Raw genomic sequence first — 21771 nt, 5'->3', positions numbered from 1 at the left:
ATAAATTTAGTAACCTTATTTGTACAGTAATTACATAATTGTTTTGTAATAATTCGATATTTATATGAGGGGGCATTACGGATGGATCTTACGTTTAAAGTAGAGGAAACATGTTTTAATTATCGCGTCGGAGCAATTTGTAAACAGGATAATAAAATACTTATTCTTCAAAACAAAGGGGAAGATTATTGGTATGTACCAGGCGGAAGAGTGAAAATGCTAGAAAATAGTGAAGATACGTTAAAACGAGAACTTGCAGAAGAATTAGGTGTTCCTATGAAAGGGAAAAGATTAATATGGTCAGTAGAAAATTTCTTTACACTTTCTGAGCGAAAGTTTCATGAAATTAGTTTTTATTATGAAGTAGAGCTACATGAGTTACCTGCAAATGGAGCGGATCAATATATTTTGGAAGAAGAAGGTAGAACGTATTTCTTTAAGTGGGTGCCGGTAGAAGAGTTAGAGGCATATAATTTACAGCCTGCATTTATAAAAGAGAAAGTAAAGGATATAGCAGTTCATACAGAACATATCGTTTTACAAAATTAAATGTATTCGGAGGGGAAAAGGGTGAAGGGGACTAAAAAAGAAATACATATAGATGATAAAGTAATTCGTTACACACATATCGAAAAAGGTTCTAGTAGGATTTGCTTTATGTTCTCCGGTTCAGGATACAATTACGATAAACCGTTATTTTATTATGCGACGATGCTTATGCTCGAAAATAAAATAGATGTAGTACATATTCATTATTCTTATGACGAACAAGTAATGAATAAAACAATGGAAGAAATAACGAAAGTAATGATGGATGATATTAATCCTATAATGAAGGGCGTATTAAAAGGTAAGCAATATAACGATACTATGTTTTTAGGGAAATCACTCGGAACAATTCCGATTGCAAATGATTTAATGAAGAGAGACGAATTCGCGCAGTCAAAAATGATACTACTTACACCTTTACTGACGTTTGATACAATTTTTGATTCTATCTTACATAGTCGACACGAAGGGTTTTTAGTTATTGGGGATAAAGATTACCAATACAATGCAGATCAAATTGATCAGTTATATAAAACGAATTTACAGATTGAAGTTGTCAAAAATGCAAATCATTCTGTAAATGTTGGGGGATATGAAACGGAAAATTCAATTGAGGCTATAGCGAAAATAATAGGAGAACTTAAAGAAGTTGTTAGGACAAACTAACCTATTAATACATGCAAAAGAGGTGCGAATTGCACCTCTTTTACTTTAATAAGCCTTCAAAACATGAAGTAAATAATCCTTACGGTTCAGCGGATTATAATCAACACGTTTTCGAGTAGGGAAGGGAGCCATAAGCTTTGTGAAACCAGCTGGCTTCGTTGTAAATATGCCGTCTCCTTCTGTAAATGAATGTAGCATTCGTTTAAAATTCTCTGTTTTTGCAACAGGTAATGATCCTGTTAACTGGTAAGAGTTATTATTCAATATAGGCTCTCTAAAAGTTGCTGGAACGGCAGCGAGCTTATACATCGCGGTACTAATTGCGTGCTCCGGTACAGTTAATTCAAACTCGTTTATTGGTTCATATACATGTGTTTCAGCTTGCTTTAAAGCATCCATTAATACGATCGGTGTTAAATTTCTAAAGTCACTCGCTGTTGTAACAGGACTAGCATAACCAGTATGTGTTAACGTGACGATAATATCTGTAACTTCCCATCCATATAATCCTTGTTTTAACGTTTGAAATACCGTATCTTCAATCGCTTTATGGAATGCTAAAGGTAGTGAACCGAGCTCAACACCTAATTTATATGTTATGCCGCAATTAAGTTCACCACGTTCAACTTTGAATCCGACTGTTGCGTAAAATGGATTCGCTTTTTCACCCATGACTTCAACGGAATTCCCAATGCCAATTGGCTTTTCAATACATACAACTCGCGTATTTGAAAAAGTAACCTGCAAATTATATTTTTCAAAAAGAGTCGTTTCAATTACTTCTTTCTGTACTTCACCGAAAAGGCGAATATATAGTTCATTATGAACATCATCTTTCCACACTTTAATAAGTGGATCTTCTTCACATAGCTCCATAAGTGCAGCGTATAAATCATGAATTCTTTCTTTTGATACTGCATCAATGGAAGCTTCCATTTGTGGTTCGGCAAAGTGAATATCTTTTATATAATCCGTACGTTCACCAATAATATCACCAATTTTAATATCATTCAGTCCCCGCACTTTACAAAATTCACTACTAGGAACGGTAGTAGTTTGAACGGCATCTCCATTATGAAATAGGCATAGTTTTTTAATCTTTTCTTTATGGGATAGAGATTTACAGCGCTGTATATCAACATATTTTCTAACGTGTAAACTACCAGAAAAAACTCTCACGTAAGTAATTTTTTCACCGGAAGATTCACGTTCAATTTTAAAAACAACGCCAGATAATGTTTCATTTTGTACCGATGTATGAGCTGGAATGAGAGCCGGAAGTTTTTCAAGAAGTTCTGTTACGCCCATACCAGTCATTGCTGAACCGAAAAAGATTGGATACACATTCGCTTGCTGTATTTGCTGTTCTAGTTTTTCTCTTAATAGTGCGTCCGGTATTATTTCGTTAATTACATATGATTCAAGTAACGATTCATTAAATGGTGCTAACAGTTCCATACAATCGTCATATGATTTGTATTCAATGATCCGGGCTTCTTTCGTTCCTTCGTTTAGAACAGAGTAGAAGGGGAATGCTTCATTTGAAAGAACCTCTTTTATTTGTTTCATAACTTTTTCAGTGTTTGCGCCACTACGATCAATTTTATTAACGAATAAAATAGTCGGTATGTTTAGTTTCTGTAATGTTCGCATTAAAACTTTTGTTTGTGCTTGTACACCTTCAACGGCAGAGATAACTAAAATCGCACCGTCTAGAACGCGGAATGATCGCTCCACTTCAGCGATAAAATCAGCGTGTCCAGGTGTATCAATGACATTTACTTTTACATCATCAATAAAGAAAGAAACGACAGATGCTTTAATCGTAATTCCGCGTTGTCTTTCTAATTCCATTGAGTCAGTTTGTGTATTACCACTATCAACTCGGCCAATTTCTTTAATCACATTCGTTTCATAAAGAATACGCTCAGTCAAACTCGTCTTGCCAGCGTCTACGTGCGCAACAATCCCTATATTTATTGTTGTCATTTGTGAATATCCTCATTTCATTTTCCATTTTCAATTCCTCATTTCTATTTGTGTATTGCCGCATTATCAATCACTCTCCAGTTCTTTAAATTAGTATTATTATAGTGCAATTAACATTATTTGTAACGCTACAAAGCGCCTTAATTTGGAAAAAATAAAATAAAAACAAAATGCTTGCATTCTAAATCGATATAGATTATATTAATTGATATATCAACTATTGATACATCAAATGTTTTTATTTTGATTGTAAAGGAGGGTTAATTTGACAAGTTCATGCTCAAAAGAAGCGATTATTTTATATAAATTACACTTTCTAAATAAAGAAGTAAGTTCGAAATTTGAAGGGTGTACGGGTATGAGCCAGTCTCGATTAGAGCTTATACTTCAATTATTTGAAGTAGGTGAAATTAGTCAAAAAGCACTTCAGCAAGAAGTGAATATTGATAATGCTGCGATAACAAGGCATTTAAAGCAGCTTGAGGCCAATGAAATGATTGTAAGACGTAAAAATCCAGAAGATAACAGAATTACGTTAGTTTCTCTTACTGAAGAGGGACGAAATAAAATTCAAGCGTTTCAAGAGGAAAAAGAACGTTTTGCAGCATCTGCATTTAAAGGATTAAGTGAGGAAGAATGCGATAATCTTTTAAATATGTTAAATCACATTCAAGAAAATATAAAAGAATTATAAAAAAGGGAGAATACAACTATGACTAACTCAGTAAAAACAAATGATTTTAACGAAATTTTAACAGGACGTCGTTCAATTCGTAAGTACGACCCTTCAGTGAAAATTAGCAAAGAAGAAATGACAGAAATTCTTACAGAAGCAACACTTGCACCATCTTCAGTAAACATGCAACCATGGAGATTCGTAGTGATTGAAAGTGACGAAGCGAAAGCAACACTTGCGCCACTTGCGAAATTCAATCAATCTCAAGTAGAAACATCTTCAGCAATGATTGCTTTATTTGGTGATTTAAACAACTTTGATAACGCAGAAGAAATTTACGGTACAGCAGTAGAGCGTGGTTTAATGCCAGCAGAAGTAAAAGAAGACCAAATGAAAAAACTTTCAGCTTACTTCTCAATGGTTACACCAGAAGTAATGAAAGATACGGTATTAATTGACGGTGGTCTTGTAGCAATGCAATTTATGCTAGCAGCTCGTGCGCACGGTTATGATACTTGTCCAATTGGTGGATTTGAAAAAGACCAAATTGCAGAAGCATTTGGACTAGATAAAGAACGCTACGTACCAGTTATGTTAATTTCAATCGGGAAAGCTGCAGACAGTGGTTACCAATCAGTACGTCTTCCAATTGAAAAAGTTGCAGAATGGAAATAATTTTATAAAAGAACTTCAATAAGTGAAAGATGAGAGGGGAAGCACCATGATTATTATTCACGCAATATTTCAAGTAGATCCAGCGAAACAACAAGCATTTTTAGAAGAAATTCAGCCACTCATTCATGGTTCAAGAGAAGAAAGTGGAAATGTATCTTATGACTTATATAAAGATACAGAAAAAGAAAGTGTTTATACGATGGTAGAAGTATGGAAAGATGAAGCAGCAGTTGCGAGCCATAATACGAGTGAACACTTCACATCTTTCGTTAGTAAAGCAGCACAATTTTTAACTGCTCCGCTTAATATAAAAGCTTATAATGGAGAATTAGTAAAATAATAAGGTAGAAAAAGATGACTTTAGCATATGGCTGAAGTCATCTTTTTTGTATAAGTAGAATCCATCTTGGACTCAGTTATGTTGATAGATAAGCGTTGCTCGTATCCTCAGTAACTGTGGTGAATTGTATGTTAAATTCGAACATTCGGTTTATTGGGATATTTTTCCGTGTTATAATTTTCTTGTAAATAAAAGGTAGAGGGGAGTAAGTAATGGGAGAATTTCAAAGTAATTTGCATACGGCAACACAATTTGCAACGAAAATGAGAACTGCTTCAGATAGAATGCAAAGTGCTACTAGTCGCTCTATAAATAAGGCAACGCGTACTACACTATCTGTGAACTTCCAAGCACAAGAAGCAAATCAACAAAATTTACAGATCACGAAACAATTTTGTACTGCTTTTCAACAAACAATTGATAATATCCATTCCGTAGCAAATGAATTTGAGAAAATGGATACAGGACTTCAAAAGACTTTTCAATAATGTAACAACCTACGTAAAGGGGAAAAGGTAGGGAGAAAAGATGAGTCAAGGAATTGAAACGAGAATCAATCAATGTAATCAAAAATTACGAATTATATTTGAAGAACAAAATGAAAACCGAATCGCGCTGCAAAATCAAGAACGAGCTGAGGCTAGTTTTCATGAATGGAAAAATAGAAGTAATCGTTTATTTAACCGAATACTAGAAACTTGGTATGGTGACAAAGAAGCATTTCACTTTTTTACGAATATGCGGCAAGAGATCGGGCAGTATGAAAGAAAACTTACATTCGAATTAGAAAACGAAAAAGAGACGTTGCTTAAAGAAAAACGGCATCTCAGCGAGAAAGAAAACAACCTTTCCTACGAACAGCAGCAACTACAAAGGGAGGCCAATACATGAGTTTAAACATGTATTTGGGAGAAGTACAAAGTCAAACTCAAAGTATGAACGCTATATGTAATGCTACGATTCAAAGTATGGAACAAGCCATTCAATCTATTGATGTATTTGCGATAGACACAGTATTACAAGGACAAACATACAGTAGTGCAAAAGCCTACCTTGTCCAAACATTTCGGCCATTAGCGCAAGGAATCATATGCTTATGTGAAGAATTAATTCGCCAAAATGAAGCATTTCCAAATGAGTTCCAAGCGAAAGTTGCTTCGACAGATGTGATTGAACAAGAAATAAGAGAACAAATAAGGGGAATTAATCAATCGATTACAAGTATAGAAGCAATAGAAGTACTTACACCAATGCCCGGAGTAGGTGCAATTGTAACGGTATTAGGTGCAATGAGAAAAAAACTGGAAGAAAAACTAGAGCATTTATATGAATTCAATCATTCATCCAGCAACAACTACAGCACCGCTCTCCAATTAGCAGCTAGCATCACAGCCGGACTCGCTGAAGTACAAAGTGGGAAAGGATTTAGTCCTGTGAGTGGGACGTTTAGTACACAAGGGTTGAATATGGATTGGGTGAGTTCGATTCAGGGGATTATAGAAGAAACAGCTCGAAAAAATGATCAGTCAATTAAAGATATAGAAACAAATAACATAATTGAGAAGAAATCTCCGGTTAGAAATGCTTGGGACGATGCGGCAGACGGTATAGTTAGCACGTTTGAAACAGCGAAAAAGATGTGGGAAGCTATTCAAAGAGGATCGGGGAAAGCTATTGGTGATGAAATCGAGTCCGCAATAGCTTTAAGTAATATGGACATAGGAACTTTTATTAATGTAACCTATGCACTTTTCCATTTGGATGAAACTGCAAAAAATATGTGGCATGCATTTTCAAATAAAATAAAACGAGATATGATAGAGGGAGATGCAGAGAGTCGTACAGAATTGACTACCTATGGATTAACACAAATAGCTACCACAATATTAGGCGATAGGGCACTAAATAAAGTAGGCCATATCACAAAAGGAGCAAAAGCATCAAGTGGAGTAAGTACATTTACTAATGCAGTAAAACTAGCAAAAGAATTGAAGCCTACGCTTGAAATGTTACAATCATTTAAGAAAGAGGCTTCTTATACATTCTCTAGTGTTGGTGGAACTATTATAACCAAAATACCACAAGGCGAATTATTAGAAGCTTATTATAAGTTTGCGAAGTCTAAAGATGGTGGTAAGGGTAAACCTAGCAGTAACAAAAATACAAATGTAGACAATTTTGACGCAAAAACAGCTACAAATAAGCAAAAAGGTAATTATGGTGAAATAAAATCTAGTGACAATTTATTGAATAATCAAAGTTTAAAAGAAGCTGGATTTGATTTAAAGCCAGTCGGAAAAAGTGCACCATCAGGCATAAATGATAAAATAGTAAAAGGGATTGATGGATTATACGAAAATGCAAATCCAAATTCAAATATTAAATATGTTATTGATGAAGCAAAGTTTGGTAGTTCACAATTAGGAAAAACTAAAGATGGACGACAAATGTCAGATGGTTGGTTGACAGGTGTGAATACTGAAAAAAGTAGAATATTGAAAGCTGTTGATGGAGATAACAAATTAGCAGATAAGATTACAAAAGCGTTGGAGAGAGATAAGGTAGAAAGAGTATTATCAAAAGTCGATAGTAGCGGAAAGGTTAAAACATTTAAGATAGATGCAAAGGGTAACATCGTTGGAGAATGGCCATAATTTAGAAGCTAGGAGGAATTGAATGGTATGAGAGATTATTTATGTATAGAAGAAAAGTGTAGAGAAGGAATTGAATATCATAAAGAGTTTATAGAGGAAAATAGAGAAGATATTAAAAGTTTAGAAGAAGATACTAAAAATGGAATTCAAAGATATTCTAAAGATAATAAGAGTATTATAGAAGGGACATATCTAGCCAATTTTAGATATGAGATGGAGGATATTAGGGCAAAGTATTCTTTAGGGGAAGATGTTAGTGTAATAGAAGAAGATTTTCATAATGCAATTTATGATTTAGAGAATACAGGAAGTAGGGAAATTGGATATTTAAGTCTGATTTGGATGATTTCCTTAGGAATTTTGTTAGAAACGGATAAAAAGAATATAGAAAGATTAAAAAAGATAGTTGATAAAAAAAATGTGAATGACGCAGTAATTGATTTCCTCTTATGCGCTAGTGATATCGGATACACAAAAATGATGAATAGATATTATAAAGAAAATCCATATGCAAAAACGAGAGAAATTATAGAACTTGCACAAACAGATAAAAAAGAAGCATCTAAAAGATTACAAACGTACATGGAGAAAGAATGGTTTAAAGGTCATTATGATTATGAGTGGAAAAATGCGCATAAAGAACCTGGATATGTAGGATATTGGAGCTTTGAAACGGCAGCGCTTGCGAAAATTTTGGAACTGGATGATATAAGTTTAAAAGATAATAATCATTATCCATATGATTTGGCACATTATAAAAATGAAATGAAATTTAAGCATATAGACCTAAGTGAATATCACTATGAAGATGAGACAGAAGAAATCGAGGATATAGTAGAAGGAATTGAACATAATCCTGCATTGGAAAATATTATTCCGCCAAAATGGCATTCATTGGTCAATGAATTAATACATGATTATGAGAATATGAATGATAGTAGTTTTTATGAAAAATACAAAAAAACGATAGGAATAGGTCAAGTGTGGTTCTTACCACAAGAGTATGAAGAAGAAAATGAGCAAAAAAATCTATTAGGAAGTTTAATTGTGTTTGCCCTGACGGTAAGAGATTATATATTACAATTGGACTATAAAGAAGATTTAGAGGACTACATCGATAATCTTAAAAATTTCTGGAATGTTTCAGAAACAAAGTTAGTTCAATTTATGTTAGAGAATGATCAAAATTATTATGCATGGGTACCAAAAGAAGTAAATATCCCAAATATGTATGAAGTGAAGATAGAGAGTGTCGATGTAGAGGAAGTTCTATAATAAGCAAATTAAAACATTGTGTATCATGAGTAACGTTGAAAAACTAATTTATACGGAATTTAATGAATTAAGAGGTTAAAAATAGTGGTAGTTTGGAGAATCCAACTGCCACTATTTTTGTGTTTACGAATGGTTCTGTAAATTAAGTAGAGTATTTCAGAGTATATATATTATGTAGGAGAAGTAAATAAGTTAAAGTCGCTAAATAAAATCGGTCATATCGCAAAGACATCAAGTGGAATAAGTACAATTGCTAATGCAGAAAAACTAGCAAAAGAATTGAAGCCTACCCTTGAAATGTTACAATCATTTAAGAAAGAGGCTTCCTATGCATTCTCTAGTGTTGGTGGAACTGTTGTAACCAAAATACCTCAAGGTGAATTAATAGAAGCTTATTATAAGTTTGCAAAATCTAAAGATGGTAGTAAGGGTAAAACTGGTGAAATAGCTAAGGAATCTAGAAAAGTAGCCCAAACATTAGAAGCAGCTAGAGCACAACAACGTACGGTAATAGAATCAGTAGAAAGTGGCGAAGTAGCTTTAAAAACAACGAAGCGTAAAGGAAATTATGGTGAAATGAAGATGGATGACTTTTTTGAAAGTCAAACATATACTAGAATTAGTGATGATCGTGTATTAACATTAGATCAAAAAATTGTTAAGGGAATAGATGGTATATATGAAAATTCATCTCCGCCGCCTAAGTATGTAATAGCGGAGGCTAAGTATAACACATCCAAATTAGGAAAAACAAATGATGGTAAGCAAATGAGTGAAGATTGGATTCTTGGAAGTGAAAGGTTAGATAGTACTTTGTCAAAAGAAAAAGCAGATGAAATTGTGGAAGAGATGTTGCTGAATCCAGAAAATATTCAAAGAATTGTTATTCAAGTTATGCCTGACGGAACGATTGTGAAGAAAATTCTTGAAGTATAAAAGGTGGAAAAGAAATTATGCTAAGGGATAAAATCAAAAATGATATATATTTTAACAAATTTATCAATTATGAGGAAAAGAGAATAGAAAAGTTTTTATTATTGGTTGAAAAGGTTATTGAGGAAAGAGGCAAAGATGATAAAGGTGTAAAGAATGGATATATAGCGTTACAAGGGTATCATTTTAATAAATTAAGGGCAATGTACTCTGCGGGTTGTTCTATCCAAACTATTCGTGATTTTTTACCTGAAGTAATAAATATAATGGAAAAAGTGTGGAATAAAGAAAGTGGATATATACGTATGTTATGGATGATATCTATAGCAGTAATGCTAAATGTTGAAGATAAAGAATTTAATAGACTAATAGCAATCGTAAGGAAAGAAGGATTAAATGATTATCTGATTAATTATTTTATTGCTTTTAGAAATAGTGAGCCATCAGATTTTTATGAGCAAAGTGAGTTTTATGTAAAATATCCATATTTCAAATTAAAAGAAGTAATTGAGAGTAATAAAATTTCACAAGAGAATTCTATAAAAAATTTAGAGAAATATATAAAGGAGTATTGGTATAAGGGACATTTAGAAGAAGCATGGTACGATGTACATGAAAATAAACATGACATTTATAGTGGTTACTGGAGTTTTGAAAGTGGAGCAATCGCTAAAATTTTAAAATTAGATGATTCAACCTTGAAAGATAGTTCATATTACCCTTATGATATGGTGCATTGCCAAGAAAAATAAATGTTGGAATCCACAGTGATAAATTTTAACACTGTGGATTTTTTAGTTTGTATTAAAGTAGGTATAAGGGTAATGTTGGTAATGGATCCAGTGAGCTAGATGTAAGAGCTAATTAGGAAATATGTACGAGATGTTGAAACGCAGACGAATTATGAATTATCACTGGATTTTTTTATCTAAATATCCATAATATCTAATTGAATGTTAGTAAATTCATAAACATATTGTTATCACCTTCTATTTATATCTGTATATAGAAATTAATTGAATGATTTAATTAAATCTTCAATAGGCCATATCACAAAAGGAGCAAAAGCATCAAGTGGAGTAAGTACATTTGCTAATGCAGTAACACTAGCAAAAGAATTGAAGCCTACGCTTGAAATGTTACAATCATTTAAGAGAGATGCTTCTTATGCATTCTCTAGTGTTGGTGGAACTATTGTAACCAAAATATACCTCAAGACGAATTAATAGAAGCTTATTATAAGTTTGCGAAGTCTAAAGATGGCGGTAAGGGTAAGACTACAGAACCATACGATGTAGTACCGTATAGACCAAGCAATTCACCATTAGAAAATCATCATGGCGTTATGGATGTATGGGCTGAACATAATGTCCCTGATTATGTTAGTAGAGGGGCGAATACTCCAAATATAGCTTTAACTAAAGAGCAACACAATGATACTAAAGCTGTTTATAGACAATGGCTCTTTGATAAAACAGGGAAAAAGGTTGGAGGTAAAGTAGAGTGGAAATCTGTTTCAACAAAGGAAATACAAGAATTGACGGAAAAAATGTTTGATGCTGCGAATGTACCACGTTTAGCTAAGCAAGAGTATTATAGGGCTTTTAATCAATATAATTTTAGGGAGTAATTCAGATGGAAAATATTAATCAGTTGATTAAAAAAGTAAAATCATTACCTAATTGTCGAGTTCAGGAGCCTACAGAATTACCGTTAATTGATAAGAATAAGCATATGCTACCAGGTGATTTAAAAGAATTTTATAGTCTTTGTGGTGGTCTAACTTTATTTGAAAATGAGGAATATCCTATTCATATTGTTACCCCAAAGGGGTTTATTTTGGCTAATCCCGTAATTGTAGGAGAGTTATGTGAAGAAGATATTTCATCAACTTGGTATATTATATGCAATGATGGCAAGGATGAATATTTAACAATAGATCTTAGTGAAGAAAGACTAGGTAGATGTTATGATAGTTTCTTTGATCGGCATGGAATAGTTGGGGAGTCGCAAATTATTGCCACTTCATTCACTGACTTACTTGAAAAACTTATTAAGAATAATGGACAATATTGTTATTGGCTAAAGAGTGAATTTGAATCACTGGGTGATGCTTATGATGATCAAGAGTGAAAAGAGAATCTTTAAGTGAGATAGGAAAGTGACAGGGTGTTTGAAAATACGTATTCTATGATGGTTGAACCATTATGGAGTACTATGTGCAATTATAGAATAGAAAAAGAAGTACGAGTTTAGGTGAGATGAGACCATGAACAGAGAAGATTCTCTGAAACGATGTAACAATGGCAAAAGAGAATTTGTAGAACGAGAGATATTATTCCGTTATATGAGTCTGTTCGTTATGGTGAAAAGACGTATACGGATTTAGATGTGGAAGAAATAATGAAGTGGGTAGAGGAAGATGGGAAGGTGGATACATAAATATCCACCTTTTCTTTTTTATACGGAAATTTGATTAACATGAATTCTTTTTTTATATGAAACCGTCTTCAAATAGGTAAACAAAATTAACTTTATTTACTTATACTTTATTACATGTTAACCTATACTTAATTTTTATAAAATATAATTAATTTTTGATTTTTTAAGGGTGTGAAAATGTAATGAAATCGGTATTAAAAAGCATACTTATTTCCTTTGTTTTTTCTGCAGTAGGTATGTGTTGGTTACTGTACGTATTATTCAAAGGGGACGGAGACTGGTTGTTGTCTTGGATAGGTGTATTAATGGCATATTTATCTTTATATACTTTAATAGATTTATATTGTAAAAATACATACGATAAAAAAATAAATAAATGGCTTATAAAAACATCGGTGACTAGTTTTAGTTTTGCTGTATTAGGAATCTCATTTTGTATCATACATGAGCTATTAACACCATGGAGTCTTAGTTTAATGGTGTGGTATTGGTTGCTAATGTTAGTATTATTTTTAACGACTATAATATCATTAATCAGTTTAGTATTTGTTAATCGTAAAAATCACAATTTCACCGTTGGATATAGAATGCTCATACTTCTAAATGTATTTCTTACATTGGGACCAGTATTATGGCCGCTATTACTTTCTATTATTGGAAATGGTATGAATGCTAGTGCGGGCTGGTAAAAAGGAATTTAGATTAGTTGTGCAAAGAATAGGATGACAAGTTGATATAGAATTTTAAATGTTTATGAGAACATGTTTACATAAAAAATGAAAACATGTTCTCTTTTTATTTGCATGCATAACTCTTCCTCAGTTTACCGTATTTAAATTTAAACGTAAGTATTTCGTAAGGAATGGATAAGAAAAAAGAGAGATTTATCATATAGGATGAAAGTATAGCTTGAATCAATCCGATATTCATGGAGGAGAGAAAGCCTTATGAAAAAATGTAATTCAATTAAGTTAGCAAGTTTTGCAGTTTTATTAGCGGGTACTGCTCTATTCACACCTGGTTTTACTGTGACTGCAGAGTCAACTCAAAATATTTCTAGTTCGTCACAAGTACATGATCAAAAGAATCGTAATGGCTGGAAACAAGTAATGCAGGAAACAGTACAGCTTGGTGCTGTAGGAATATTAGCTAAGGCGTCTAATAACGGAAAAACTAGTAGTTTTACTGCTGGCTTGGCGGACTTAAGTACAAAGAAACCGGTGAATTCGGATTATCGCTTTCGGATTGGTAGTGTGACGAAGTCGTTTACTGCGACGACTGTTCTTCAATTAGTAGGAGAAAAGCGCTTACAACTTGACGATCCAATTGAAAAGTGGCTACCGGGTCTCGTGCAAGGAAATGGGTATAATGGTAATCAAATTACGATACGACAACTTTTGAATCATACGAGTGGTATCGCTGAATACTTAAAGTCAAAAGACGCGGACATAATGAATTCGAAAAAAACGTATACAGCAGAAGAAATAGTGAAAATAGGCCTTTCGCTGCCTCCAGATTTCTCGCCGGGTAAAGACTGGTTGTATTCAAACACAGGATACGTAATACTAGGAATGCTTATTGAAAAAATAACTGGAAATAGTTATGCGGAAGAAATCGAAAAGCGAATTATTGAACCTTTGGACCTATCAAATACGTTTTTACCAGGAAATTCACCCGTCATCCCAGGAAAGAATCATGCTCGTGGATATGTAAAAATGGAAGGAACAGGCGAGTTGAAAGATATTACTTATTATAATCCGAGTTTAGCTAATGCAGCTGGAGATATGATTTCTAATGCGGATGATTTAAATAAGTTCTTTTCATCTTTACTCGGTGGTAAGTTAATGAAGGAACGCGAGCTAAAAGAAATGCTTACTACAGTTCCTATAGAAGGAAAAGGGGTTGGTGACGCATACGGTCTTGGAATCTATGAGACTAAACTTCCAAACGGTGTTTCAGTTTGGGGGCATGGAGGAGGAATTCCTGGATTTACAACTTTTGCTGGGGGAGTAATTGGAGGCAAACATACATTGGCTATCAGTCTCAACTCTATAGGTGGGGTCGATATTGTTCCACAGTTTAATAAAATGATGCAAATTGAATTTAATAAATAGATGAAAAGAAAGTGAATGGAATTTTTTTATAGTTATATTTAAAAGAGGTGCTTTTTTAAGTTCGCAACTATGGACAGTAGTTGCATTTATGATATGGCATCAAGTGTATTTCAAAGTGAAAATCAATCTTAATGCTTACGATAAAAATAAAAAGGATGTCAGTTGCATGGCATTCTTTTTATTTTGAAGAAAAGAAATGTGTTTATTTCTGAAAATTGTTATTTTTATAATCTTTTCATATAATGAAAGTAATAGGGGGTATAAAGGGGAGTTATGAATAGATGATACTTTAGTTTGTTAATTATTTCTAATATTAACTAATATAACAGTGGAGTTGAATACAATGGGACAAAATCATTTTAAATGGAGTAATAAGCAATTACGAGAACATGTTGAAGTACTAGACGGCACAAGAAGTCCACACATATTATTAAAGAATGTAACATATTTAAATTCCTATATACGCGAGTGGATGACAGCGCACATTTGGATATATAATGATCGAATTGTATATGTAGGGGAGCAGCTGCCAAAGCAATTAACGGAGTGTGAAGTTGTTGATTGTGAAGGAAAGTATGTCGTACCCGGTTACATAGAACCCCATGCACATCCATATCAGTTGTATAACCCAGAGACGCTAGCGAATCATGCGATGCAGTTTGGGACAACAACTTTTATTAATGATAATTTAACTTTATTTTTCACATTAAAGCGTGAAGAAGCATTTCGTTTATTAGATGAATTCAATAAGATTCCAGCAAGTATGTATTGGTGGTGCCGTTTTGATGGACAGACTGAATTACAAAACGGGGAATCTTTGTTTAATAGTGAAGAAATAGTAGAGTGGCTACAGCATGAAGCGGTGATTCAAGGCGGCGAGCTAACAGCATGGCCCAAATTATTACATGGTGATGATGAAATGTTACATTGGGTGCAGGAAACGAAACGATTACATAAAAAAGTAGAAGGACATTTTCCAGGTGCATCTGAAACGACTTTAGCGAAGTTAAAACTGTTAGGTACAGATTGTGATCATGAGGCGATGACAGGGCAGGAAGCTTTCGCTCGTCTTATGCAAGGTTACACTGTTTCCCTAAGAAATTCTTCAATCCGTCCAGATTTAGAAGTTTTACTGAAAGAATTGTTGGAACTAGGCGTAAAGCAGTTTGATAGATTTATTCTTACTACAGACGGCTCACATCCTTCGTTTTATGCAAATGGAATGACAAACGTTATGATTTCTACCGCGATAAAACAAGGAGTGCCAGTAATAGATGCATACCATATGGCAAGTTATAATATTGCTCGCTATTATAATATGGAGCATGTGCATGGTTCAATTGCGACAGGTAGAATCGCCAATGTCAATATTTTAGAAAGTAAAGAAAATCCGGTGCCAACGAGTGTAATCGCAAAAGGACAATGGGTAAAGCGTGATAGAGTAAACAAAAATGAATCGTTACTTATAGAATGGAGTAACTTCAAAGTAACTCCACTACTGTTAGACTGGACCATAGAAAAAGAGGATATGGTTTTTTCTAATAAAGCAGGTATACACTTATTGAATAACGTTATAACAAAACCATACGTTAGCGAAATCGACTTAGGCCTTAATGAACTGTCTATTGTTCATGATGAATGTTTCCTCATGATGATTGCCCGTGATGGCAGTTGGCGAGTGAATACAGTTGTGAAAGGTTTTGCGAATGAATTAGGTGGCCTTGCTAGTTCTTATTCAGGTACAGGCGATATCATTCTTATTGGAAAGAGTAAAGAAGATATGCTTACAGCTTTTCATAGAGTAAAAGAGCTTGGCGGAGGGATTGTAATTGCTGAAAAGAATGAAGTATTGCACGAAATTGCATTACCATTGCTCGGGATTATGTCGGATGTAAAGATGAGTGAATTAATACAAGAAGAGAAAAAGATGGTGAACTTACTGCAAGCGCGAGGATATGCTTATAACGATCCAGCATTTACGATTTTATTCTTTTCTGCGACGCACTTGCCTTTTATACGAGTAACACCTATAGGATTATATGATGTGAAAAGTAGTAAGGTAGTTGCCCCGCCCGTGAATTTGATAAAGCAATATTAAAAGGAAAGGTCCTATAAAAAATTTATTTTATAGGACCTTTCTCATTTCTAGCATAAGAATATTGTAAGCCTCAAATAATATAGTATCTAAATCATTTGAGGTGATATGTAATTATGAAAAAAATATTGTACATCTTAAGCATATTTATTTTGTGTGTATCGATACAACACGTTGTACATTCTCAAACAGATGCACCAAAGTTAACTTCAGATTGTCTCGAAGAAAGTAAAATTCGGGATGAAAAGTATGTGGAAAATATTATGAAGGACATTAAATCCGTATTTCATTTGGATTTTGATGAAGGTGGCTTTTGGGAAGTTAATAAAAGAGATTTAGAAGCTGCACATTTAATGTATGGTGGTCGGATTGATGATACGTATTATAATTCGTTAACTAAAGTTTTTGAAAGTGGTGGATATAGAGGAGAGCCAAGATTGTTTGTAAAGCCGCTTGAAGCATTTTTACTCTATAAAGAAATAGACGATACAAATGTGATAAAACACCTTGAACTTGAAAAAGGGGAATGGGTTGTTACTGAAACGCAAAAGAAGCAAGGGGAAATAGTGGAATACAAACCGTTGCAATGTGAAAAAGATTATTTGAAAAAGAGATATGAGTATCATAATCCCAAATGAAATAACGGAAATTTTGAAGGAGAAAAATTTCGTTAATACTTGTAAATGAGGCGGTAGAAATTCCTAGTAATTTCGCCATAAAAAAAACGTCATTTTATAGATTAAAAATGACGTTTTTTTTATTCTCAAAGCTTTTGTATTGCACTCTCAATTTTATTCACCAAATCAGCTGACACTTTATGAAAATACCCCAAAACTACCTTTCGAATATCATCGGATATAACTTTCAAATCACTAGCTAAGTTTTCAGCGAGATGTTCTTTTTCTATCGGCTGTAACTTCGTATAAAATTCACCAGCCTGCGTAAAGTCATTTTGTTTTGTTATAGAAGTTCTTTCAAGTTTACCTTCAACGTATCTTCCGTCACCGCTCGTTATTTGCTTAGTCGGTGTCCAATCTTGCTGCTGGTTAATCGTTAATTTGCGAAATTCGGGACCAATTCTTCTTCGTTGTGAATCACTGTAAATATTAGCGCGCCCTTGCAGCATTTTATCATCTGATAGTTCTGCACCATCCAGTAAATTAGAAGGGGAAAATGCGACTTTTTCTACTTGTTCCATAAAATTTTCAGGATTTTTATTTAATACCATTTTCCCGACTGGTATGAGAGGATACGTCTGTTCATCCCATACTTTTGTGTCATCTAAAGGATCATAAGATAGGTGCGCTTCATCTTTCGGATCCATGAGCTGGACGTATAAGCCATACTCCACTGGTTTACCATTTTCAATTGCATCATATAAATCTTTCCCGCTATAATCAGGATTTTCGGCAGCTAGTTTAATTGCTTCTTTACTAGTAATGTACTGTACACCTTCAAATGGGTACCAATGATACTTTACATACTTTCGATTACCTTCCGCATTTCTCCAAATGTATGTATTTACACTATGTCCTGGTATGTGGCGAAGACTTTTGACTGTACCATTATTAGAGTATAAACGGACAACAAAATGAATAGATTCAGGTGCTTTAGCGACAAAACTCCAAAATCTATTAGGGTCTATTAAGTTATTTTTAGGTGAAGGCAATAATGCTTTAATTGTTTCAGGGAAACGCATAGGATCACGAACAGAAAAAACAGGGATGTGATTGCATAAAAGGTCAAAAATGCCTTCTTTCGTATAAAATTTTGTGGAAAAACCGCGTACATTTCTAGAAGTATCCGGTGTTCCTTTCGTACTAACAGCTAACGAAAATCGCACCATAACAGGAACTTTCTCATTAGAATTTTGTAAAAAACTTAATTTAGTATGTTCAGACATCGAATATATCGTTTGAAAATAACCGAACGCACCAAATCCTTTTACATGAACAGGTCTTTCTAAAATTTTTTCATGAATAAATTCTTGTAATGACTCATGCAGTACACTATCTTGCTCTAGTACGGGTCCACGTGAACCAACTGTTTGAGAGTGAAGTTTAGCTTGTTCATTACGTTCGTCATTTTCATTAAAGTCTTTCCCTAGTATAGATTGCCCCTGTTTATCATAGTTTTCATCCATCGATATAGCCTCCAAATCTTTTTTGTCCATTGTTACTAAATATGATTTTATAGCCTTAATTATGTATGACACGCACAGTTCAAAGCAGTAACATACCGCTAGATGAAAAAAACACATATGTAGTGGACCTGTTGAAATAGAAGAAATTATGGAAAAATGAATATCGGGAAGAGAAAGCACACGTTTTACTAAAAATGTGGAAGAAAACCACTATTAAAATTTCAATCTTAAAACTTAATTTATAAACGATTATATAGAGAATGAACGTTAAAAAAGGGAAAATAACTAGGAGGAATTTAGCATGTCGGATTGGTTTCAATTAGATAAAGAATATATGATGTCTACATATTGTCGTACAGAGGTTGCAATGGAAAGGGGAGAAGGGTGTAAACTGTATGATGTAGATGGTAAAGAGTATTTAGATTTATTTTCTGGCGTAGGAGTAAATGTATTAGGATATAATCATCCTAAAATTGTACAAACGACAATGGAGCAAGTTGCGAAATCGTTGCATTTACCGTTTCATTTTTTAAACCCAGTTGCAATTGAGTATGCAAAGAAATTAGTAGGTTGTACTTTAAAAAGCGGAAAAGTCTTTTTTACAAACTCTGGTACGGAAGCGACAGAAACGACATTAAAATTAATTGATAAATATAGATCTATTGCGAATGAAGAGCGTGATGGAGTAGTTGTGTTAAAAGATAGTTTTCACGGGAGGACGTTAGGGGCACTACATTTTACGAGACAAGAAAAAGTATATCAAAATTTTCCTAAAACATCTATTCCTGTATATGAAGTAGAGCGCGAGAATATAGACCAATTAGAAGAAACCATTATTAAAGAAAATCCAATTGCGATTATGCTAGAGCCTGTTTTAGGTAGCGGGGGGATTTATCCTTTATCAAGTGAATATTTACATGGTGTTCAAAATTTATGTAAAAAATATAATGTACTTCTTGTCGTTGATGAAGTTCAAAGTGGAATGGGTCGAACGGGAAAACTATTTGCTTATCAAAATTTTAATATTACACCGGACATTATTCAAATCGGTAAAGGAGCAGGAGGCGGGATACCGCTAGGGGGAATTATTGTAGGTGAAAAGTTATGTGATGTATTTTCACCAGGAGATCACGGGACAACGTTTGCTCACTCATCAATGGGAACAGCATTAGGTTTAACTGTATTAAATACATTACTTGATGATGGGTTAATGCAAGAAGCTTATGAAACGTCACTATATTTAAATGACAAACTGCAAGACATTCAGAAAGAAAATTCTTATTATATTCAGGAAGTGCGTCATGCGGGGATGATGTTTGGGATAAGTGTGAATGACACGAATGAAAATGTGAAGAAATTACAGATTGAGTTAATGAATAAAGGGATGTTAGTCGATGTAACACAAGGGAATATTATTCGATTACTTCCGCCGTATATTATTACGAAAGAGGAAATTGACGCATTCACTTATGAATTTATTTCCTGTGTTCATAACATAGCTGCTACAGCAAGTATTTAAAAAAATATAAAAAAATATAAAAAGCTAAAGAAGCCGCTATTTTAGCGGCTTCTTTAGCTTTTTAAAATAGTAAATTACTTAACATAGAGAGCATCTCATTGGACAAATAATTAATTATGTGAAACAATAATAACAGATAAGGAGACGTTAATTTTCCTTAAGTGCTTCGAATTAATTTTATTCAATAAGAGAAGGTGTGCTTAAAGAAGTTAAATTAAATAAGGAGCTGTTTTATTATATGCAACAAAATAATGATTTAAATTTTGAACCTCAAGACGTTAATATTGTCAATCCTAAACAAGCCAGGAAAGCAGTAATTGCTACTGGTATAGGAAACGCAATGGAGTGGTTTGACTTCGGATTATACGCGTATTTAGCGGTTATTTTAAGTCAATTATTCTTCTCAGGTGTTGATAATAGTGGATTGCAGCTTGTACTTACATTCGGTACATTTGCAGCAGCCTTTCTCGTTCGACCAATCGGAGGTGTATTCTTTGGTAGAATAGGAGATAAGTACGGCCGAAAAATCGTGTTAAGTACTACTATTATTTTAATGGCACTTTCTACATTATTCATCGCATTACTACCAACCTATGAACAAATTGGTGTATGGGCACCAATACTACTTTTAGTTGCCCGAATGATTCAAGGCTTCTCTACAGGCGGCGAATATTCAGGTGCAATGGTTTATATCGCAGAATCTTCTCCAGATAAAAATCGTGGTATACTCGGTAGTGGTCTTGAAATTGGAACACTCTCAGGTTACATTGCTGCATCGGTAATTGTTACCATTTTGACGTTATTGTTAACAGATGAGCAAATGCTCAGCTGGGGATGGCGTATTCCGTTCTTAGTAGCTGCACCAATTGGTTTGGTCGGTTTATACTTACGCCGTCATCTAGATGAATCTCCAATCTTTGAAGAGATGGAAAAAGCACAAGAGGAATCTGAAGACAATGAACAATTTTCATTTATGGATATTATTAAATATCACAAAAAAGACTTCTTATTAAGCACAGTAATTGTCGCCTTCTTTAATATTACAAATTATATGATTCTTTCGTATATTCCTTCTTATCTAACTCAAGTACTTAAAGTCGAAGAAACAACAGGCTTATTAATTATTTCTATTACGATGGCACTTATGATTCCACTAGCACTATATTTCGGTAAGTTAAGTGATAAAATTGGTAATAAACGCGTTGTGCAAATTGGTTTACTTGGTTTAACTGTATTTGCAATTCCAGCATTTTTACTAATAGGTAACGGACATATTGCAGCTATATTTGCAGGTATTTTCGTACTAGGTTTCTTCTTAAGTGTATATGAAGGAACATTACCTTCATTATTACCATCACTCTTTTTCACCGATGTACGTTATCGAGCACTTTCGATCTCATTTAATATTTCTGTATCGATATTCGGTGGAACAACACCGCTCGTATGTTCATACTTAGTTCATGCAACTGGTAACCCGCTCGCACCGGCATTTTATTTAGCAGGTGTAAGTATTATTGGATTAGTTGTATTTAGTGTACTATTTGTTACGACTTCAGGGCGTGCGCTAAAAGGTTCATATCCTACAGTAGAAACGAAAAAAGAAGCACACCTAATCGCTAAAGAAGACCCTGAAGAAACACTTTGGTGGCATGAAGAGTCATTAGAAATTGAAGCAGGGAAGAATGCTTCCATTTAAAAAGC

At 33.8% G+C, this 21771-nt stretch carries 20 protein-coding genes and 2 pseudogenes; 20 read left to right on the top strand and 2 right to left on the bottom strand.

Features of this window, described 5'->3' with window-relative positions; genetic code table 11:
• Window positions 1-81: 81 nt before the first annotated feature.
• The gene (locus tag CN409_RS00630) at window positions 82-549 is read left to right on the top strand and encodes an NUDIX hydrolase (RefSeq protein ID WP_000366247.1); all 468 of its coding nucleotides are present in this window, start codon (window positions 82-84) and stop codon (window positions 547-549) included.
• The gene (locus tag CN409_RS00625) at window positions 550-1215 is read left to right on the top strand and encodes a hypothetical protein (protein ID WP_003278835.1); all 666 of its coding nucleotides are present in this window, start codon (window positions 550-552) and stop codon (window positions 1213-1215) included.
• A 45-nt stretch (window positions 1216-1260) separates the two neighbouring features.
• Here the strand turns inward: CN409_RS00625 and CN409_RS00620 are convergent, their stop codons facing one another.
• Window positions 1261-3204 (bottom strand): elongation factor G, encoded by a 1944-nt coding sequence (locus CN409_RS00620; RefSeq protein WP_097981879.1) that lies wholly within the window; start codon window positions 3202-3204, stop codon window positions 1261-1263.
• 265 nt (window positions 3205-3469) lie between these two features.
• On the opposite strand from CN409_RS00620, the gene CN409_RS00610 reads away from it, so the two are divergent.
• The 16 genes and pseudogenes from CN409_RS00610 (at window position 3470) to CN409_RS00535 (ending at window position 17046) form a co-directional block, all read left to right on the top strand.
• Window positions 3470-3898, top strand: a complete 429-nt coding sequence (locus CN409_RS00610; RefSeq protein WP_097981881.1) for a MarR family winged helix-turn-helix transcriptional regulator — start codon at window positions 3470-3472, stop codon at window positions 3896-3898.
• 18 nt (window positions 3899-3916) lie between these two features.
• Window positions 3917-4555, top strand: a complete 639-nt coding sequence (locus CN409_RS00605) for a nitroreductase family protein (RefSeq protein WP_000185391.1) — start codon at window positions 3917-3919, stop codon at window positions 4553-4555.
• A 46-nt stretch (window positions 4556-4601) separates the two neighbouring features.
• Window positions 4602-4895: a putative quinol monooxygenase gene (locus tag CN409_RS00600; protein WP_000583805.1), complete on the top strand. Its 294-nt coding sequence runs from the start codon at window positions 4602-4604 to the stop codon at window positions 4893-4895.
• 212 nt (window positions 4896-5107) lie between these two features.
• Window positions 5108-5383: a TIGR04197 family type VII secretion effector gene (locus tag CN409_RS00595; protein WP_061884319.1), complete on the top strand. Its 276-nt coding sequence runs from the start codon at window positions 5108-5110 to the stop codon at window positions 5381-5383.
• Between the two features lie 40 nt (window positions 5384-5423).
• The gene (locus tag CN409_RS00590; protein ID WP_000077521.1) at window positions 5424-5786 is read left to right on the top strand and encodes a DUF3958 family protein; all 363 of its coding nucleotides are present in this window, start codon (window positions 5424-5426) and stop codon (window positions 5784-5786) included.
• Window positions 5783-7549 (top strand): T7SS effector LXG polymorphic toxin, encoded by a 1767-nt coding sequence (locus tag CN409_RS00585; RefSeq protein WP_097981883.1) that lies wholly within the window; start codon window positions 5783-5785, stop codon window positions 7547-7549. Before CN409_RS00590 ends, CN409_RS00585 begins: the two co-directional genes overlap by 4 nt.
• A 27-nt stretch (window positions 7550-7576) precedes the next feature.
• On the top strand, window positions 7577-8824 hold the full coding sequence (locus CN409_RS00580; protein WP_097981885.1) for a PoNi-like cognate immunity protein: 1248 nt from the start codon (window positions 7577-7579) through the stop codon (window positions 8822-8824).
• 297 nt (window positions 8825-9121) lie between these two features.
• Window positions 9122-9760 (top strand): hypothetical protein, encoded by a 639-nt coding sequence (locus CN409_RS00575; protein WP_097981886.1) that lies wholly within the window; start codon window positions 9122-9124, stop codon window positions 9758-9760.
• 17 nt (window positions 9761-9777) lie between these two features.
• The gene (locus CN409_RS00570; RefSeq protein WP_097981887.1) at window positions 9778-10509 is read left to right on the top strand and encodes a PoNe immunity protein domain-containing protein; all 732 of its coding nucleotides are present in this window, start codon (window positions 9778-9780) and stop codon (window positions 10507-10509) included.
• A 491-nt stretch (window positions 10510-11000) separates the two neighbouring features.
• Window positions 11001-11387, top strand: a pseudogene (locus CN409_RS00565) (sugar-binding protein); the annotation flags it as partial.
• Window positions 11388-11392: 5 nt separating this feature from the next.
• Complete coding sequence (locus tag CN409_RS00560) at window positions 11393-11890, top strand: SMI1/KNR4 family protein (protein ID WP_000427920.1); 498 nt, start codon at window positions 11393-11395, stop codon at window positions 11888-11890.
• A gap of 135 nt (window positions 11891-12025) precedes the next feature.
• Window positions 12026-12199 (top strand): annotated as a pseudogene (locus CN409_RS00555) (signal peptidase II); the annotation flags it as partial.
• Window positions 12200-12381: 182 nt separating this feature from the next.
• Window positions 12382-12888, top strand: coding sequence for a DUF3902 family protein (locus CN409_RS00550; protein WP_000843839.1), 507 nt, complete (start codon window positions 12382-12384; stop codon window positions 12886-12888).
• Between the two features lie 258 nt (window positions 12889-13146).
• Complete coding sequence (locus CN409_RS00545) at window positions 13147-14313, top strand: serine hydrolase domain-containing protein (protein WP_097981889.1); 1167 nt, start codon at window positions 13147-13149, stop codon at window positions 14311-14313.
• A 343-nt stretch (window positions 14314-14656) separates the two neighbouring features.
• The gene (locus CN409_RS00540) at window positions 14657-16411 is read left to right on the top strand and encodes an adenine deaminase C-terminal domain-containing protein (RefSeq protein WP_000531325.1); all 1755 of its coding nucleotides are present in this window, start codon (window positions 14657-14659) and stop codon (window positions 16409-16411) included.
• Between the two features lie 113 nt (window positions 16412-16524).
• Complete coding sequence (locus CN409_RS00535) at window positions 16525-17046, top strand: hypothetical protein (RefSeq protein ID WP_000723218.1); 522 nt, start codon at window positions 16525-16527, stop codon at window positions 17044-17046.
• A gap of 125 nt (window positions 17047-17171) precedes the next feature.
• Here CN409_RS00535 and CN409_RS00530 read toward each other — a convergent pair whose 3' ends face one another.
• The gene (locus CN409_RS00530) at window positions 17172-18551 is read right to left on the bottom strand and encodes a catalase (protein WP_000344194.1); all 1380 of its coding nucleotides are present in this window, start codon (window positions 18549-18551) and stop codon (window positions 17172-17174) included.
• Window positions 18552-18852: 301 nt separating this feature from the next.
• Here CN409_RS00530 and CN409_RS00525 point away from each other — a divergent pair, with 301 nt between their 5' ends.
• Window positions 18853-20070 carry an aspartate aminotransferase family protein gene (locus tag CN409_RS00525; protein ID WP_001286468.1) on the top strand — a complete coding sequence of 406 codons (1218 nt, stop codon included), beginning with the start codon at window positions 18853-18855 and terminating at the stop codon, window positions 20068-20070.
• 238 nt (window positions 20071-20308) lie between these two features.
• The gene (locus tag CN409_RS00520; RefSeq protein ID WP_097981890.1) at window positions 20309-21766 is read left to right on the top strand and encodes an MFS transporter; all 1458 of its coding nucleotides are present in this window, start codon (window positions 20309-20311) and stop codon (window positions 21764-21766) included.
• Window positions 21767-21771 lie beyond the last annotated feature (5 nt).

The sequence above is a fragment of the Bacillus sp. AFS012607 genome, from assembly GCF_002558005.1.
GTDB classification, from domain to species: Bacteria; Bacillota; Bacilli; order Bacillales; family Bacillaceae_G; genus Bacillus_A; species Bacillus_A thuringiensis_S.
The sequence above is the reverse complement of the archived record's forward strand: the minus strand, read 5'-3'. Positions and strand labels throughout refer to the sequence as shown.

What these genes read in the sequence shown, in the direction of transcription:
- CN409_RS00560 (WP_000427920.1), top strand. Translation starts at nt 11,393, where the DNA reads ATGGAAAATATTAATCAGTTGATTAAAAAAGTAAAATCATTACCTAAT.
- CN409_RS00540 (WP_000531325.1), top strand. Translation starts at nt 14,657, where the DNA reads ATGGGACAAAATCATTTTAAATGGAGTAATAAGCAATTACGAGAACAT.
- CN409_RS00550 (WP_000843839.1), top strand. Translation starts at nt 12,382, where the DNA reads ATGAAATCGGTATTAAAAAGCATACTTATTTCCTTTGTTTTTTCTGCA.
- CN409_RS00525 (WP_001286468.1), top strand. Translation starts at nt 18,853, where the DNA reads ATGTCGGATTGGTTTCAATTAGATAAAGAATATATGATGTCTACATAT.
- CN409_RS00575 (WP_097981886.1), top strand. Translation starts at nt 9,122, where the DNA reads ATGTTACAATCATTTAAGAAAGAGGCTTCCTATGCATTCTCTAGTGTT.
- CN409_RS00580 (WP_097981885.1), top strand. Translation starts at nt 7,577, where the DNA reads ATGAGAGATTATTTATGTATAGAAGAAAAGTGTAGAGAAGGAATTGAA.
- CN409_RS00520 (WP_097981890.1), top strand. Translation starts at nt 20,309, where the DNA reads ATGCAACAAAATAATGATTTAAATTTTGAACCTCAAGACGTTAATATT.
- CN409_RS00530 (WP_000344194.1), bottom strand. Translation starts at nt 18,551, where the DNA reads ATGGATGAAAACTATGATAAACAGGGGCAATCTATACTAGGGAAAGAC.
- CN409_RS00595 (WP_061884319.1), top strand. Translation starts at nt 5,108, where the DNA reads ATGGGAGAATTTCAAAGTAATTTGCATACGGCAACACAATTTGCAACG.
- CN409_RS00590 (WP_000077521.1), top strand. Translation starts at nt 5,424, where the DNA reads ATGAGTCAAGGAATTGAAACGAGAATCAATCAATGTAATCAAAAATTA.
- CN409_RS00545 (WP_097981889.1), top strand. Translation starts at nt 13,147, where the DNA reads ATGAAAAAATGTAATTCAATTAAGTTAGCAAGTTTTGCAGTTTTATTA.
- CN409_RS00600 (WP_000583805.1), top strand. Translation starts at nt 4,602, where the DNA reads ATGATTATTATTCACGCAATATTTCAAGTAGATCCAGCGAAACAACAA.
- CN409_RS00625 (WP_003278835.1), top strand. Translation starts at nt 550, where the DNA reads ATGTATTCGGAGGGGAAAAGGGTGAAGGGGACTAAAAAAGAAATACAT.
- CN409_RS00570 (WP_097981887.1), top strand. Translation starts at nt 9,778, where the DNA reads ATGCTAAGGGATAAAATCAAAAATGATATATATTTTAACAAATTTATC.
- CN409_RS00620 (WP_097981879.1), bottom strand. Translation starts at nt 3,204, where the DNA reads ATGACAACAATAAATATAGGGATTGTTGCGCACGTAGACGCTGGCAAG.
- CN409_RS00630 (WP_000366247.1), top strand. Translation starts at nt 82, where the DNA reads ATGGATCTTACGTTTAAAGTAGAGGAAACATGTTTTAATTATCGCGTC.
- CN409_RS00605 (WP_000185391.1), top strand. Translation starts at nt 3,917, where the DNA reads ATGACTAACTCAGTAAAAACAAATGATTTTAACGAAATTTTAACAGGA.
- CN409_RS00535 (WP_000723218.1), top strand. Translation starts at nt 16,525, where the DNA reads ATGAAAAAAATATTGTACATCTTAAGCATATTTATTTTGTGTGTATCG.
- CN409_RS00585 (WP_097981883.1), top strand. Translation starts at nt 5,783, where the DNA reads ATGAGTTTAAACATGTATTTGGGAGAAGTACAAAGTCAAACTCAAAGT.